Raw genomic sequence first — 15,145 nt, 5'->3', positions numbered from 1 at the left:
GTGGCGTCCGAAACGCAAGGTCGGAGGCGCGTCAGAAGGGCCTTCGGGGCGGGCCCACCGCCGCGTAGCGGCGGCCGGGCCCAACGCCGGTCCAGCCCCGCAAGGGGCGTGGACCGGGTGCGGGAGAGCCACGACTCCGCCTGTTCGGGACGCTGTGAAGCCCGGACGCTGGCGCGGTCCTGCGGGAAGTTACACCGTCAGAAGGCCGCGCAGCTCTGCCTCATCCATGGAGTCGCGCGTGCCGGATTTCACGATCTGACCGCGATCCATCACAGCGAAGCTGTCGCAGAGGTCGCGGGCGAAGTCGAAGTACTGCTCCACCAGCAAGATCGCCATGTCGCCCCGGTCGCGCAGGTAGCTGATCGCGCGGCCGATATCCTGGATGATCGAGGGCTGGATGCCCTCGGTCGGCTCGTCGAGTACCAAGAGGCGCGGCCGCATCACCAGCGCCCGACCGATGGCAAGCTGCTGTTGTTGCCCGCCCGACAGGTCTCCGCCACGGCGACCCAGCATGTCCTTGAGCACCGGGAACAGGGTGAACACTTCGTCCGGGACGTGGCGCAGGGCGCGGGGCAAAGCGCCGAAGCCGGTTTCCAGGTTCTCCTGCACCGTCAGCAGTGGGAAGATTTCCCGCCCCTGGGGGACCGAGGCGATCCCGGCGCGGGCGCGGGCATCGGCGCGCAGGGTCGACAAATCGGTGCCTTCCCAATCCATCCGGCCCGCCGAGATCGGCTGTCGACCCGTGATGGCGCGCAGGAGCGTGGTCTTGCCCACCCCGTTGCGGCCCAGCACGGTGGTGACCTTGCCCGGCTCGGCGGAAATGGAGACCCCGCGCAAGGCCTGCGCCGCGCCATAATGGAGGTCGATATTGTCGATGTTCAGCATCTTAGCGGCCCAGATAGACTTCAATGACTTGTGGGTTGGCGGAGACATGGTCCAGCGAGCCTTCGGCCAGCACATGGCCCTGGTGCAGCACCGTCACACGGCAGTCAAGCGCGCGGACGAAATCCATGTCGTGTTCGACCACGATCACCGTGTGCTTGCCCGCGATACCGCGCAGAAGCTCGGCGGTGCGCATGGTCTCGGCGTCGGTCATGCCCGCAGCAGGTTCGTCCACCAGCAAGAGTTCCGGGTCCTGGGCGAGCAGCATCCCGATCTCCAGCCACTGCTTCTGGCCATGGCTCAGGTCGGCGGCCAGCCGGTCGCGGTCACCGTCGAGTTTGACCAGTTCGAGCAGCTCGGTGATCCGCGCCTCCTCGGCGGCGGTGCGCCGGTTGAAGAGCGTGGCCCAGATGCCCCGGTCTGCCTTCAGGCTGAGCGCGATGTTGTCGGCCACGGTGTGGGTTTCGAACACGGTGGGTTTCTGGAACTTGCGCCCGATGCCGAGATTGGCGCTGTCGGCCTCGTCGGTGCGGGTCAGGTCCACGGTCTGGTTCCACAGAACCTCGCCCTCGTCGGGCCGGGTCTTGCCGGTGATGATGTCCATCATCGTGGTCTTGCCCGCGCCGTTGGGGCCGATGATGGCGCGTAACTCGCCCTTCTCGACCGTGAGGCTGAGGTTGTTGATTGCCTTGAACCCGTCGAAGCTGCGGTTCACGCCGTTGAGGGAAAGCTGAATGCTCATGCCTCTGCCTCCCTCGGTTCCGGCTCTGGTTTCTTCTTGCGTTTCAAGGTGTTCTCGACGACGCCCAGCACGCCCTTGGGCATGAAGATCGTCACGAAGATGAAGAGCGCGCCGAGGGCGAAGAGCCAGATCTCGGGGAACCAGCCCGTCAGAAGGGTCTTGGCGGCCGCCACGAGGATGGCGCCGATGGCCGCGCCGACGAGGGTGCCGCGGCCGCCGAGGGCGACCCAGATCACGATCTCGATGGAGTTGGCGGGGCTGAACTCGCCGGGGTTGATGATGCCCACCTGGGGTGTGTAGAGCGCGCCCGCGACCCCCGCCATCATCGCCGAGACTACCCAGACGAAGAGCTTGTAGCGCTCCACCCGGTAGCCGAGAAACCGCGTGCGGGCCTCCGAATCCCGGACACAGACGAGGATCTGGCCGAGCTTGGACTTGGTGATCGCCTTGGAGATCAGCAGCCCCGCCGTCAGCGCCAGGGCCGAGAGTACGAAGAGGCCCGCGCGGGTGGCGTCCGATTGCAGATCGAAGCCCAGCACGTCCTTGAAATCCGTCAGGCCGTTATTGCCGCCGAAGCCCATCTCGTTGCGGAAGAACGCCAGCATCAGGGCATAGGTCATGGCTTGCGTGATGATCGACAGGTAGACGCCGGTCACCCGGCTGCGGAAGGCGAACCAGCCGAAGACGAAGGCCAGCGCACCGGGTACCAGAAGCACCATCAGGCAGGCGAACCAGAACTGGTCGAACCCGTACCAGAACCATGGAAGCTCCTGATAATTCAGGAAAACCATGAAGTCGGGCAACTCGGGATTGGCATAGACGCCGCGGTCGCCGATCTCGCGCATCAGGTGCATGCCCATGGCGTAGCCACCAAGCGCGAAGAAGGCCCCGTGACCCAGCGACAGGATGCCCGTGTAGCCCCAGACAAGGTCCAGCGCGACGGCGAGCAGCGCATAGCACAGGTACTTGCCCAGCAGGCTGACGATGTAGGAGGGGACGGGCTGGCCCTCCATCCACAGGTTGCCCGCGGGGATGGCCACGGTGAGGATGAAGAGGCCGGTCAGGAAGATGCCCATGCGGCGGTCGACAAGGCGGGTCATGGGGCGATCCTCCCATGGGATCGGAAGGGCAGAGAGGCAGCCTCGAAGCGCTTCGTGCGGCCGCCCGCGTCCCTGCCGGACGCGCAGCGGCCGGCCGGGCCCAACGCCGGGTGAGGGGCGGCGCAGCGGTCCGAAAGCCGGGGGCGGGAGAGCCATGTTGCCGCCTGCTCGGGTGTCCCGAGAATGGCCGTCCGACCGTGTCGGATCGGCGTCGGGCCTGCGTCGGACATGTGTCGGGCAAGTGTCGGGCACCTCCGCGCGGTCGCGTAAGGATCGGTTAGGGAAATCACGCGCGTCATGGTCAGTTCTCCACCGCCCGGCCCTTCACCGCGAAGAGCCCGCGGGGCCGCTTCTGGATGAAGAGGATGATGAACACGAGCACCAGGATCTTGGCCAGCACCGCGCCCGCGTAGGGCTCCAGGAACTTGTTGGCGATCCCGAGGCTGAAGGCCGCCGCCAGCGTGCCCCAGATGTTCCCGGCGCCGCCGAAGACCACGACCATGAAGCTGTCTACGATGTAGCTCTGCCCGAGGTTCGGGGAGACATTGTCGATCTGGCTCAGCGCCACGCCCGCGAGCCCGGCGATGCCCGCGCCCAGCCCGAAGGTCATGGCATCGACCCAGCCCGTGCGGATGCCCATGTTGGCCGCCATGGCGCGGTTTTGCGTGACTGCCCGCATCTGCAAACCGATGGCGGTTTTCTTCAGCACGAAGAGGAGCACCGCGAAGACCGCCAGGGCAAAGAGCAGGATCCACAGCCGGTTGTAGGTGATCGTCATCTGGCCCACCTCGAAAGCGCCGGACATCCAGCTGGGGTTGCCCACCTCGCGGTTGTTCGGCCCGAAGATCGAGCGCACGGTCTGTTGCAGGATCAGGCTGATCCCCCAGGTGGCCAGCAACGTCTCCAGCGGGCGGCCATAGAGGAAGCGCACGCAGCCCCGCTCGATCGCGACGCCCACGGCGCCCGCGACCGCGAAGGCCAGGGGGGCCGCGATCAGGAGCGACCAGTCGAAGAGGTGCGGAAAGGAGGTGCGGATGATCTCCTGGACGAAGAAGGTGGTGTAGGCGCCGATCATCACCAGCTCCCCATGGGCCATGTTGATCACGCCCATCACCCCGAAGGTGATCGCAAGCCCAATGGCCGCCAGCAGCAGCACCGAGCCGAGCGAGAGGCCAAACCACACGTTCTGCGCCATGTTCCAGAACCGTTGATTGGCCTCGATGGCGGCGAGCGCGTCGGCGGCGGCCTGGGCCAGCACCGGGTTGGTGGCTTGCAGCAGCGGGGTGAGGATCGAGAGCGCGTCCTGGTTGCCCATCTCGCGCAGGACTTCGATGGCCGCGACCTGCTCGGCTTCGGGGGCGTCGGCGGCGATCAGGGTGGCAGCGATGGCGTAGTCCAGGGCCTCGGCCACCGTGCCGGTGTTCTCGGCCTCCCGCGCGGCGCGCAACAGGTCCAGCTGGTCGGGGTCCGGCGCGGAAAAAGCGGCCTCGGCGGCGGCCAGGCGCAGGGCGGGGTCCGGCGCCCGCAGGGTCAGGGTGCCGATGGCCGCCCGGATGTCCCGGCGCAGGCCGTTATTGACGCGGATCTTGGTGGCGCCGCGCCGGGGCACGATGCCGTATTCCGCGCCGGTGATCGCGTCGTAGGCCACGTCATCGCCCGCGATCTCGCGAATGGCGACCACGGCGCCGTTGGATTTCAGCACATGCAGATTGCCGTCGCGCAGCACCTCCAGCACGGGCACGGCCCGGGGATCGCCCAGGGCGGCAAGCCGGGCGACTACGGCGCTGCGCTCGGCGAACTTCCCCTCGGGCAGGTCGGCGACGAGGTCCTCGAAGCTCTGGGCCGCGGCGGGGCCGGGGGCGGTCAGCGTGGCAAGGCAGGTCAACAGGACTGCAAGGCACAGGCGAAGGATTGTCATGTCTCTCTCGGGGGCGCAGGTCGGGTTTCTCGGAGGCGCGGCCCGCATCGGGGCCGCGCACCGGGTCAGGCGGGACCGCACCCCTTGCGGGGCGCGGTCGGGGCGGGGCTCAGGAGCCGCCGCCGCAGGTGCCGGTTTCGGTGTTGAAGTTGCCGCAGGACATGGGCGGCAGCCAGTTGGAGATCAGCGGTGCGCTCTCGGGCAGGTGGTCGGACCACGCATCCCCGCGCACCAGGCCGGGGGTTTCCCAGACCACGTCGAACTGGCCGTCATCCTGGATCTCGCCCACCAGCACCGGCTTGGTGATGTGGTGGTTGGGCAGCATGGTCGAGAGGCCCCCGGTCAGGTTCGGCACGGACACGCCCACGATGCTGTCGATCACCGCATCCGGGTCGGTGGTGCCCGCGGCCTCGACGGCCTTCACCCACATGTTGAAGCCGATATAGTGGGCCTCCATCGGGTCGTTGGTGACTTCGTTCTCGTCGCCGATGAATTCGATCCAGGTGTCGATGAACGCGTCGTTTTCCGGCGTGTCCACGGACATGAAGTAGTTCCATGCGGCCAGGTGGCCCACGAGCGGCTCGGTGTCGAGACCGGCCAGCTCTTCCTCACCCACGGAGAAGGCGACCACGGGGATGTCTTCGGCGGAGATGCCCTGGTTGCCCAGCTCCTTGTAGAACGGCACGTTGGCGTCGCCGTTGATGGTCGAGACCACGGCGGTTTTCTTGCCCGCCGAGCCGAAGGTGGCGATATCGGAGACGATGGTCTGCCAGTCGGAATGGCCGAAGGGCGTGTAGTTGATCATGATGTCCTCGGGGGCGACGCCCTTGGACTGCAGGTAGGCTTCGAGGATCTTGTTGGTCGTGCGGGGATAGACGTAGTCGGTGCCCGCGAGCACCCAGCGTTCGACGCCTTCCTCGTTCATCAGGTAGTCGACCGCCGGGATCGCCTGCTGGTTCGGAGCCGCCCCGGTGTAGAACACGTTGCGCTGGCTTTCCTCGCCCTCGTACTGGACGGGGTAGAAGAGGATCGAGTTCAGCTCCTCGAACACGGGCAGGACGGATTTGCGGGACACGGAGGTCCAGCAGCCGAAGACCACGTCGACGCCTTCGCCCTCGATCAGCTCACGGGCCTTTTCGGCAAAGAGCGGCCAGTCGGAGGCGGGGTCCACGACCACGGCTTCGAGCATCTGGCCGTTGATGCCGCCCTTCTTGTTCTGCTCTTCGATGAGCATCAGCATGACGTCCTTCAGGGTTGTCTCGGAGATTGCCATGGTGCCGGACAGCGAGTGCAGGATACCGACCTTGATCGTGTCTTCCTGGGCCAGGGCGGTGGTCGACAGCAGGGCCGTCGCGACGCCAGCGGCCATCAAGGATTTGTTGAAAAATTTCATGCGCTTGTTTCCCAAAGAGCGCGTCGCAGGAGGGCAGGGCGGGCCCGCGGATTGAACCGGGGCCGGGATCTGCATACATACCCTCTTGCAACACCTGTGTTGCATCCAGTGCGGCGGCAGAGAACTGCCAGGACCCTTGCCGTCGCACACCTTCCTTGCCGCGCGATCGACCGGGGGCCGGGGCGGCGCCTGCAACTTCGGACAGGACGGCACCGGGCAGAACCGGGAATCGGGGGTCAAGGGCGTTCTGGCGCCGCATGGGCCCCGGGTTGGGGGTCTCTTGCTCGTGAAATGAGCGGCTTGCGCAATTATCGGGCGGAAATATGGGCTGAAACCTGCCGGAGCCGGGTCTTCGGGCGATCCGCGGGCGCGACAGACTCGCGGCGGGGCAGGGCGGCGTTGCGCGTCGGGGGTCCTGGGGGCGGGTGAGCTGTCCCGGGCGTGGCGGCGGTGATCCGCGCCCCGGGGGCGAAATGCCCCTTGACGCCCCAAACCCGGTGGCATACCCACCCGCGCACGGCGGCGTGGTAGCTCAGCTGGTTAGAGCGCACGACTCATAATCGTGAGGTCGAGAGTTCAAGTCTCTCCCACGCCACCAGGTTTCTTTCCTGGAAAATGTCAATCGCAGGCGGTCCGCGGGCGCGGTCAGTCCTGGAGGGATTGCAGGTACGCCACCACGGCGACCATGGCGCGGCTGGTCAGGATCGGGGCGCCGGTTTCACTGTCCAGCGCGCCGGCTTCGCCGTCGAAGAGATCCCCGAAGACCGGCATGGGGCCGCCATGGCCCAGGATGGGCATGCGCCCGTCGATCCGGGCGACCACGCGGCTGACCGGGAAGACCCCGTCATTATCCACGCTGAGCCGCGCAAGGTCCGGGGGCGCGATGGTGAGCACCTGCGTCATCGGCCCGTCGCCACGCCCCTCCATCCCGTGGCAGGTCACGCAATAGTCGCGAAAGAGCTGCCGCCCCTCGTCCACCGGGTCCGCAAGGCCCGGTCCGGAAAACAGCATGGCGGCGGTGCCCAGTCCGAATAGAAGCTCACGCATGTCCAGATACCTCCTGCAATCTGCCTCGTTCCGGGTCGAGCATAGCCGGGTCTTGTTTCCGACTCCTTGATTTCGCGCAACTTTGCTTGCCGCCACGGCGGGGCGCGGTCAGGATGGGCCGAACGGATCGCGGAGCCCCCAGATGCCCACACACGCCCTTGTCATGCTGCTCGCCGGGATCGGTATCCCGGTGCTGGCGGCGCTCAACGCCCGGTTGGGCAGCCAGATCGGCGCGCCGGCCACGGCGGCGTTCATCCTGTTCCTGGTGGCGCTGTGTGCGACGACGGTGGTGATGCTGGCCACGGGGCGGCAGGGGTTCGACGGGCTTGCGGCCCAGCCCCGGCATCTGTTCCTGGGCGGTGTGCTGGTGGCGTTCTACGTGCTGTCGATCACCTATGTGGCGCCGAGTTTCGGGGTCGGCAACGCGGTCTTCTTCGTGCTGCTGGGGCAGCTGGCCTCGGCGGCGGTGATCGACCATTTCGGCCTGTTCGGCGCGCGCCAGACCCCGTTGGAGACGACGCGGGCGCTGGGTATCGCGGCGATGGCGCTGGGCGTGTACCTGACCCAGAAGGCCTGACTTTTCCGGATCGCGGGGCGCGCTACCTCCAGGGGATGAAACGGATCGCGCTTGGCCTCCTTCTTGCCTTGATGCCGCAGCTGGCCACCGCCGAGGAGGTGGAGGTCGAACTGGTGCTGCTGGCCGATGCGTCTGGTTCCATCGACGCGGCGGAGATCGCGTTCCAGCGCCAGGGCTATGCCGAGGCGATCACCGACCCGTCGGTCCTGGCGGTGATCGAGGGCTCGGCCTATGGCAAGATCGCGGTGACCTACGTGGAATGGGCGGCGGCGGGCACCGAGGACGTGGTGGTGCCGTGGATGGTGATCTCGGATGCGGCGAGCGCCCGGGCCTTTGCCGAGGCCCTGCTGCCGCCGCCGCGCCGGGCCTTCGGGCGCAACGCGATCGGCTCGGCGCTGCTCAAGGGCAAGGAGCTGATCGAGACCAACGCCTATGAGGGCTGGCGCAAGGTGATCGATTTTTCCGGCGACAGCGCGAACAACTGGAACGGGCCGTCCATTGCCGAGGCCCGGTCGGAGGTTCTGGCGGCGGGGATCACGATCAACGGCCTGCCGATCCTGTGCCGGTTCTGCAACGGGCGGCCCAGCGGCGCGGACCTGGAGCGGATTTATGCAGAGCGGATCATTGGCGGGCCGGGGGCCTTCGTCATCACCGCCGATAGCGAGGCGAGCCTGGGCGACGCGATCCGGCGCAAGCTGATCCTGGAGATCGGCGGCTGGGTGCCTGCGGACGCGCCCGCCCGGCGGGTGGCCGGGGCGGACTGAGCGGCGCCCGCGTCAGGAATTGTCCTTGCGGCGGCGGATTTCGGTGAAGACCTCGGCATCGCTGGCCGTTTCCAGGCCCAGATGGGCGCGGATGCGGGTGTCATGGGCGCGCAGGAAGGGGTTGGTCGCCAGCTCTTCGGCGAGCGTCGTGGGCACGGTGGGCTTGTCCTGGGCGCGCAGGGCCTTCACCCGGGCGGCCTTGTCCTTGAGGTCCGGGTTTTCGGGGTCCACGGTCAGGGCGAAATCCGCGTTGGCCTCGGTATATTCGTGGGAGCAATAGATCACCGTGTCGGCGGGCAGGGCGGCGAGTTTCTGCAGGCTGGCATGCATCATCGGCCCGTCGCCCTCGAAGAGCCGCCCGCAGCCCATCACGAAGAGCGTGTCGCCGGTGAAGACGACGCCCTCGGCGGGCAGGTAGAAGTTGATCATGTCGATGGTGTGGCCCGGCGTGTGGATCACCCGCACCTCGTGGCCGGAGAAGTCGAACCTGTCGCCGTCGCCGTAGCGGGTATCGACCCCGGCAATCGGCGCGCTCTGGGGTTTGGGGCCGATCACGGTGCAGCCGGTTTCGGCCTTGATCTCCGCCACCCCGTCGGTGTGGTCGGCATGGTGGTGGGTGATCCAGATCTCCGACAGGGTCCAGCCGGTCTTCTTCAGGGCGGTGCGCAGGGCGGCGGCGTCGCCGGCATCGACCGAGGCGGTGGCCCCGGAGGACGGGTCATGCAGCAGAACCCCGTAATTCGCGCCCGGTCCGTATGGGTATTGGTAGATTTCCAGTGCCATGATGGTCCCCCTTGCGTCCGTTCGCGCTCAGACAATCGAAGCGCGGCCGGTTTGGCAAGGGGCCCCGCGGCGCGGGTTTCCGCCAGGGGTTTGCCTGGGGCTGGCCGTGCCGTAGGCTGGGGGCGGTCACGGGGAGGGACGGGATGCGCGCAGGATGGGGCGGTTTGGCGGTGGCGGTCTGGGGGGCGACGGCGGGGGCGGTGGTGCTCGACGGGCAAATCCTGCGCCAGAGCGGCGCGGGCAGCTTCGTGAAGCTGGAGACCAGCCCGGGGTTTGCCGTGGGGGCGGACAATTTCGACACCGATCACCTCTATGCCTTCGACGAGGACCAGAACATCGCGCTGGCCGCGCCGATCCGGGTGGATATCGGCGGACAGGATGGGGTGATCCCGGCGGGGCAGGTGGTGGCGAGCCATTACGTGTTCTTCGACAGCATCGACGGGGTGCAATACGGCTATGTGGAGTTCGACGCGCCGATCCTCGGCATCGCGGCGCAGCCCGGGACGATGGACGCGACGGATTTCCTGGCCAATACGGACGTGACCTATCTCAGCACCGACTTGCGCGGGCTGGAGCGGGGCGACGAGGTCTGGATCGACCCCGACAATCCGTTCCGGCTCTGGGTCTATTGGGCGGGGTCGTCGCCCGGCGATTACATCCGGGTGTTCACCGAACGCTCGCCCGCCGCGATGATGTGAGCCCGGCGCCGGGCGGCGGCTCAGTCGTAGCTGAGCGCGCGCGCCTTGCCGCGGAAGATCACGTAGCTGAGCACCGTGTAGCCCAGGATCGCCGGGAGCACGAAGACCGTGCCCACGAGGATGATCAGCAGGCTTTCCGGCGCGCTGGCGGCCTCGTAGATCGTCAGCTGCTCGGGCACCACGTAGGGGTAGAACGAGTAGGCCAGGCCGAAGAACGCCAGGATGAAGAGCACGATGGTCGCCGCGAAGGGCAGCCAGGCAAAGCTGTCATCGGCGGTGGGCAGGCGTTTGAGCCCCACGAACAGCAGGCCGATCAGCAGGCAGAACATCAAGGGCAGGGGGGCCAGCAGCACGATCTCGGGGAAAGAGAACCACTTGTCGAAGATGCGCGGGCTGACCAGCGGCGAGGCCAGCGACACCGCGCCCAGGCCCAGCACCAGCCCCCAGATCCCGCCCTTGGACCACTCCACCGCCTTGAGTTGCAGCGCGCCTTCGGTCTTCAGAACCAGCCAGGTCGCACCGATGAAGGAATAGGCCACGGTCAGGAACACCGCCGTCAGGGTGGCGAAGCCCACGGTCCAGACCGTCCATTGCAGGCCCATGATGTAGAGCCCCAGCATGAAGCCCTGGCTCAGCGAGGTCATCATCGAGCCGATGAAGAACGCGTTGTTCCAGGCGCGTTTCTGGGCGGCCGGGGCCTTGGCGCGAAACTCGAAGGATACGCCGCGCAGGATCAGCCCGATCAGCATGATCGCCACGGGCAAGTAGAGTGCGGTGAGGATCGCGCCATGGGCGGCGGGAAAGGCCACCAGGAGGATGCCGATGGCCAGCACCAGCCAGGTCTCGTTTGCGTCCCAGAACGGGCCGATGGAGGCGACCATGCGGTCCTTCTCGGCGTCCTCGGCGAAGGGGAAGAGCACCCCCACGCCCAGGTCGAACCCGTCGAGCACCACGTAGATCAGGATCGAGAGCCCCATGAGGGCGGCAAAGGTCAGCGGCAACCACTGGGCCGGGTCGGAGAAGATCGCGCCCATGGTCCTACTCCGCCGGGGTGATGGCGCGCACTTCGGCCTCGCCCGAACGGGGCGTGTCGAAGATGCGGGTGGGCTCGCCCTTGGCCGCCTTGGCCGCGAGATAGGTCAGCACGCTGATATAGCAGAAGATCAGCGCCGCGTAGACCGCGAGATAGGCCAGAAGCGTGCCCAGCACCATGCCGGCGGGCACGTCCGCCACCGCGTCGGCGGTGCGCAGCACCCCATCCACCAGCCAGGGCTGGCGGCCGATCTCGGTGGTGTACCAGCCCGCCAGCGTGGCGATCCAGCCGGAAAAGCCCATGGCGACGAAGCCGTAGAGCATCGGTTTGGGCAGGCCTTCGATGCCGCGGCCCCGGCGCATGAACCACATCGCGGCCCAGCTCATCACCAGCATGGCCATGCCGGTGGCGACCATCACCCGGAACGACCAGAACACCTTGGCCACGGGTGGATGCAGCACCTCGCCGTCCTCGGTGACGAAGTCGTTCAGGCCGGGGATCTTGCCGTCGAGCGAATGGGTCAGGATCAGCGAGCCGAGATAGGGGATGGCGATCTCGAAATCGTTCTCGCGGGTCTCGGCATTGGGCAGGGCAAAGAGCACCAGCGGCACCGGGCTCTTGTCGCCGTCCCAGTGTCCTTCCATCGCCGCGACCTTGGCGGGCTGGTGTTCGAGCGTGTTGAGCCCGTGCATGTCGCCCACGAAGATCTGCACCGGGATCAGCAGCGCGCCCAGCGTCACGCCCGTGCGCATCGCCGCGCGCACGCCGTCGGAGCGGTCGCCGCGCAGCCAGCGGAAGGCCGACAGCCCCGCCAGCAGGAAGGCGACCGTCAGGCCCGAGGCCAGCAACGTATGGCTGAACCGGTAGGGCAGGGACGGGTTGAAGATGATCTCCAGCCAGTTGGTGGCATAGGCCACGCCATCGCGGATCTCGTACCCCTGGGGCGTGTGCATCCAGCTGTTCAGCACCAGGATCCAGAAGGCGGACATGGTGGTACCGAAGGCCACGAGGAAGGTGGCCAGCGTGTGCAGCCAGGGCGGCACACGGCTGACCCCGAAGAGCATGATGCCCAGGAACACGGCTTCGAGGAAGAAGGCGGTCATCACCTCGTAGGCCAGAAGCGGCCCGGCGATGTTCCCGACATGCTCCATGAAGCCCGGCCAGTTGGTGCCGAACTGGAACGACATGGTGATGCCCGACACCACGCCCATGGCGAAGCTCAGGGCGAAGACCTTCACCCAGAAGCGATACGCCTCCATCCATTTGCCGTCCCCGGTGGCCTGGAAGCGCAGCTTGAAGAACAGCAGCACCCAGCCGAGCGCGATGGTGATCGTCGGGAACAGGATGTGGAACGAGATATTCGCGCCGAACTGGATGCGCGACAGGATCAGTGTGTCCATCGGGAACTCCGCGGGAGGGCTACGCTCGGGTCTTCGGGTCTTGGACCTGAGTTAGCCTTGCGGCTTTGCGGGTCCAGACGCCCCGGGTGCGACCCGCTGTCCCGTCCTGTGGCCTGCCTCCGGGCGCGCGCAGCGGCGCGCAGCGGCGCGGATCGGAGGCGGGCGGGGCCAGCCGCGGCGCGGCCCCGGAGGTTTGCGCGCGCGCCCCGCCTTCCCGCGGGCGTCGGCCATGGGCCCGCAAGAGCGCGGGCGCGGGGGCGGCCGGCCCGCGCCTGCGTCAGGAGGTGGCGAACTCCATCTCCGCGACTTCGGCCCAGATCTCTTCCCAGACCTTCGCGGCGCGCCCGCGCTGTTTGACGCCTTGCGCCGCCTCGAGATTGGCCATCATGCCCGCGCCCTCGACGATCACGAGACCGACCATGCCGGTGGCGGCGTGGGGTGTGCACTTGTAGCCATAGAAGCCGGGTGTCGGGAAGGGCACGACGATTTCCTCGTTGATCTTGCCGTTCCAGGCCTCGGCGCCTTCGGGGAGCATCCCGTCGATCGAGGCGCTGTTATGGCTGGGATCGGTGGCGGCGAATTTCACCGTGTCGCCGGGCTGCACGACCACGATCCGTGGCGAAAACACCATGCGCAGCCTGGGGTTGTCCGGGTCCTTGTTGAGCATTTCCACCACGGTCTGGGACTGTGCGAGGGCCGGTCTGGCGACCGAAACCGCCGCCGTGGATGCAAGGAAGAAACGCCGTGTCATGCGCGAGGTCATGGCAAGCTCCTGTATGGGATTGTTGTTGGAAAGCGTGCGTTCGGCGCCTTCGGCGCGGAGCTGGCGGTCGACAATTACCAGACCCTCGTACGAAGTCTACTAAAATTGTCGGAAATAGGGGGTGCCGCGCGCTCCGTGCGCGCGTGGGCCCATGTCGCGGCCGCGCATAGGTCCCGAACGCCCCCGGCCCGGCCCGTTCGGGCCACGGCCGGACGACGGGGCCGCGTCAGCGCACCACGGTCACCGTGATCGGGGCGTGGGTGGCGACGTAGCCGGCGTTGGAGGACAGGAAATACTCCTTCAGGCCGGGCATGTGAGTGCCCATGACGATCAGGTCGGCCTGGGTATCGCGGGCGGCCTTGAGGATGTCCGCGCCCACGTTCAGGCTCAGATCGCCGCGCAGGGTGACATGGCCGCGGGTCTTGATGTCATGGGCCAGACCCTGGTCGGCGGCGAATTGCGCGAGCCGCGCGCCGGCTTTCTGCCCTTCGGTGCGGGTCGAGGTCGTGGGCACGGCGTCGACCACGTCGACATAGATCACCTCGGCCCCGTGGGCCTTGGCGGTCTGTCCGGCCAGATCGAGCGCCTTTGTCAGCTTGTCGGCGTTGTCGAGGTCCACGGGGACCAGAATGCGTGTGTACATGGGGGTCTCCTCTCTTGCGCCTCAGCATAGCGCATCGCGGGGCGGTGTCGCTGATCTCGGTCAAAGGGCGCTGCGCCGCCCGTGCCGTGGGCCGGGCGGTGTCGTGCCGGGATATGCCGGTCCGATTGGCGCGGCACGATCCGGGGGCGGGGGCGCCTGCGCGGATGGCGGATCTTTCCGACCCGTCCGCGCAGGTGCCGCTGCCGGTCTCGGGGAAGGGGCATGGCGGGTATCCGTCCGCTGACAGGGCGTCTTGCGCGGGCTGCGCGCTTGGGCCATGTCAGGGGGCGAGGAGGCCCCCCATGCGACAGTACAATGTGATCATCAACGGGTTCGGTCGGATCGGCCGATCCGTCCTGCGGGCCTGGCTCCGCGGTGGCTGGCCCGGGCTGCAGATCGTGGGCGTGAACGATATCGCGCCGCTGGAGACCTGCGCCTATCTCTTCGAATACGACAGCGTGTTCGGCCCCTGGCGGGGCGAGGTGGGCATGGAGGCCGGGGCGCTGGTGGTCGACGGGCGGCGGATCCCGTTCTCGACCGTGGCGAACCTGCGGGACCGGGACCTGTCGGGGGTCGACCTGGTGATGGAGTGCACCGGGCGCGGCTCGGACCGGGCCTTTGCCGAGCGGGCGCTGGAGGCGGGGGCGGCGCGCGTGCTGGTCTCGGGGCCGTCGCTGCAGGCGGACTGGACCCTGGTGCTGGGCGCCAATGACGCGGAGCTGGGGCGCGGGCACCGGATCGTGTCGAACGCGTCCTGTACGACCAATGCGGTCGCGCCGTTGGTGAACCTGCTGGACCGCGCGTTCGGGATCGAGACCGGGCACATGACCACGGTGCATTGCTATACCGGCAGCCAGCCCACGGTGGACATGCCGATGGACACCCCGGTGCGCAGTCGGGCGGCGGCCCTGTCCATGGTGCCCACGACCACGAGCGCCCAGGCGCTGACCGACCTGGTGCTGCCGGGGCTGGCGGGGCGGATCCAGGGGGCGGCGGTCCGGGTGCCGGTGGCGTCGGTCTCGGCGGTGGATCTGAGCGTGATGCTGCGCGCGCGGCCCGGGGTGGCGGCGGTGAACGCGGCGCTGGAGAAGGCCGCGGGCGGGATCATCGGGGTGACGGGCAAGCCGCTGGTGTCGTCGGACCTGCGCCAGCGGCCCGAGAGCGTGATCATGGCGACGCGGGAGACCCAGGTGAGCGCCGGCGGGATGGTGCGGGTGTTCGGCTGGTACGACAACGAATGGGGCTTCGCGAACCGGATGCTCGACGTGGCCATCCGGATGTCGAAGTTCTGAGCGGCGCGGTGCAACGGTCTTCGAAGACCGTTGGCCCGGTGGCAGGTGGCGCGCGTCGGGCCGGGCGCTGCGCGTGCGGCGCGGTCCGGTGCTGGTCCGGGCATCGTGAC

The 15,145-nt window shown here is 67.8% G+C and carries 15 protein-coding genes and 1 tRNA gene; 5 read left to right on the top strand and 11 right to left on the bottom strand.

The annotated features are described in order from the left end of the window. Positions 1-189 precede the first annotated feature (189 nt). From urtE to urtA, 5 genes are all read right to left on the bottom strand, one after another. Positions 190-885, bottom strand: a complete 696-nt coding sequence (gene urtE, locus DSHI_RS13705) for an urea ABC transporter ATP-binding subunit UrtE (protein ID WP_012179360.1) — start codon at positions 883-885, stop codon at positions 190-192. Between the two features lies 1 nt (position 886). After that, positions 887-1,624, bottom strand: coding sequence for an urea ABC transporter ATP-binding protein UrtD (gene urtD / locus DSHI_RS13700; protein WP_012179359.1), 738 nt, complete (start codon positions 1,622-1,624; stop codon positions 887-889). Further along, positions 1,621-2,724 (bottom strand): urea ABC transporter permease subunit UrtC, encoded by a 1,104-nt coding sequence (gene urtC / locus DSHI_RS13695; RefSeq protein ID WP_012179358.1) that lies wholly within the window; start codon positions 2,722-2,724, stop codon positions 1,621-1,623. The genes urtD and urtC overlap by 4 nt, the downstream gene beginning before the upstream one ends. Positions 2,725-3,025: 301 nt before the next feature. Continuing rightward, the gene (urtB, locus tag DSHI_RS13690; RefSeq protein WP_050757847.1) at positions 3,026-4,642 is read right to left on the bottom strand and encodes an urea ABC transporter permease subunit UrtB; all 1,617 of its coding nucleotides are present in this window, start codon (positions 4,640-4,642) and stop codon (positions 3,026-3,028) included. A 109-nt stretch (positions 4,643-4,751) separates the two neighbouring features. Then, a complete protein-coding gene (gene urtA / locus DSHI_RS13685; RefSeq protein ID WP_044028887.1) occupies positions 4,752-6,035 on the bottom strand; it encodes an urea ABC transporter substrate-binding protein in 1,284 nt (427 codons plus the stop codon). A 521-nt stretch (positions 6,036-6,556) separates the two neighbouring features. On the opposite strand from urtA, the gene DSHI_RS13680 reads away from it, so the two are divergent. Continuing rightward, positions 6,557-6,633: transfer RNA gene (locus DSHI_RS13680), tRNA-Met, on the top strand. A 47-nt stretch (positions 6,634-6,680) separates the two neighbouring features. Here the strand turns inward: DSHI_RS13680 and DSHI_RS13675 are convergent. Further along, positions 6,681-7,082, bottom strand: a complete 402-nt coding sequence (locus DSHI_RS13675; RefSeq protein ID WP_012179355.1) for a c-type cytochrome — start codon at positions 7,080-7,082, stop codon at positions 6,681-6,683. Between the two features lie 142 nt (positions 7,083-7,224). Here DSHI_RS13675 and DSHI_RS13670 point away from each other — a divergent pair, with 142 nt between their 5' ends. Together DSHI_RS13670 and DSHI_RS13665 are read left to right on the top strand one after the other, a co-directional pair. After that, positions 7,225-7,659 carry a DMT family transporter gene (locus tag DSHI_RS13670; RefSeq protein WP_044027927.1) on the top strand — a complete coding sequence of 145 codons (435 nt, stop codon included), beginning with the start codon at positions 7,225-7,227 and terminating at the stop codon, positions 7,657-7,659. Between the two features lie 35 nt (positions 7,660-7,694). Further along, complete coding sequence (locus tag DSHI_RS13665; RefSeq protein ID WP_012179353.1) at positions 7,695-8,423, top strand: DUF1194 domain-containing protein; 729 nt, start codon at positions 7,695-7,697, stop codon at positions 8,421-8,423. A gap of 12 nt (positions 8,424-8,435) precedes the next feature. On the opposite strand, the gene gloB is transcribed toward DSHI_RS13665, so the two are convergent. Continuing rightward, a complete protein-coding gene (gene gloB / locus DSHI_RS13660) occupies positions 8,436-9,206 on the bottom strand; it encodes a hydroxyacylglutathione hydrolase (protein WP_012179352.1) in 771 nt (256 codons plus the stop codon). 143 nt (positions 9,207-9,349) lie between these two features. Between gloB and DSHI_RS13655 the strand changes: the two genes are divergently transcribed. Beyond that, positions 9,350-9,904, top strand: a complete 555-nt coding sequence (locus DSHI_RS13655; protein WP_012179351.1) for a hypothetical protein — start codon at positions 9,350-9,352, stop codon at positions 9,902-9,904. A 20-nt stretch (positions 9,905-9,924) separates the two neighbouring features. Here DSHI_RS13655 and DSHI_RS13650 read toward each other — a convergent pair whose 3' ends face one another. The 4 genes from DSHI_RS13650 to DSHI_RS13635 all read right to left on the bottom strand — a co-directional run bounded on the left by DSHI_RS13650 (position 9,925) and on the right by DSHI_RS13635 (position 13,743). After that, positions 9,925-10,938, bottom strand: a complete 1,014-nt coding sequence (locus DSHI_RS13650; protein ID WP_012179350.1) for a cytochrome d ubiquinol oxidase subunit II — start codon at positions 10,936-10,938, stop codon at positions 9,925-9,927. Positions 10,939-10,942: 4 nt separating this feature from the next. Further along, the gene (locus DSHI_RS13645; RefSeq protein ID WP_012179349.1) at positions 10,943-12,337 is read right to left on the bottom strand and encodes a cytochrome ubiquinol oxidase subunit I; all 1,395 of its coding nucleotides are present in this window, start codon (positions 12,335-12,337) and stop codon (positions 10,943-10,945) included. Between the two features lie 277 nt (positions 12,338-12,614). Further along, a complete protein-coding gene (locus tag DSHI_RS13640) occupies positions 12,615-13,100 on the bottom strand; it encodes a pseudoazurin (RefSeq protein ID WP_012179348.1) in 486 nt (161 codons plus the stop codon). A 226-nt stretch (positions 13,101-13,326) separates the two neighbouring features. Continuing rightward, complete coding sequence (locus tag DSHI_RS13635) at positions 13,327-13,743, bottom strand: universal stress protein (protein WP_012179347.1); 417 nt, start codon at positions 13,741-13,743, stop codon at positions 13,327-13,329. A 302-nt stretch (positions 13,744-14,045) separates the two neighbouring features. Between DSHI_RS13635 and DSHI_RS13625 the strand changes: the two genes are divergently transcribed. Beyond that, entirely contained in the window at positions 14,046-15,035 is a 990-nt protein-coding gene (locus tag DSHI_RS13625) for a type I glyceraldehyde-3-phosphate dehydrogenase (protein WP_012179346.1), read from the top strand. Positions 15,036-15,145 lie beyond the last annotated feature (110 nt).

Source organism: Dinoroseobacter shibae DFL 12 = DSM 16493, assembly GCF_000018145.1.
GTDB lineage: Bacteria > Pseudomonadota > Alphaproteobacteria > Rhodobacterales > Rhodobacteraceae > Dinoroseobacter > Dinoroseobacter shibae.
Note: the sequence above shows the minus strand (reverse complement) of the source record. Positions and strands in the feature narration are given on the sequence as shown.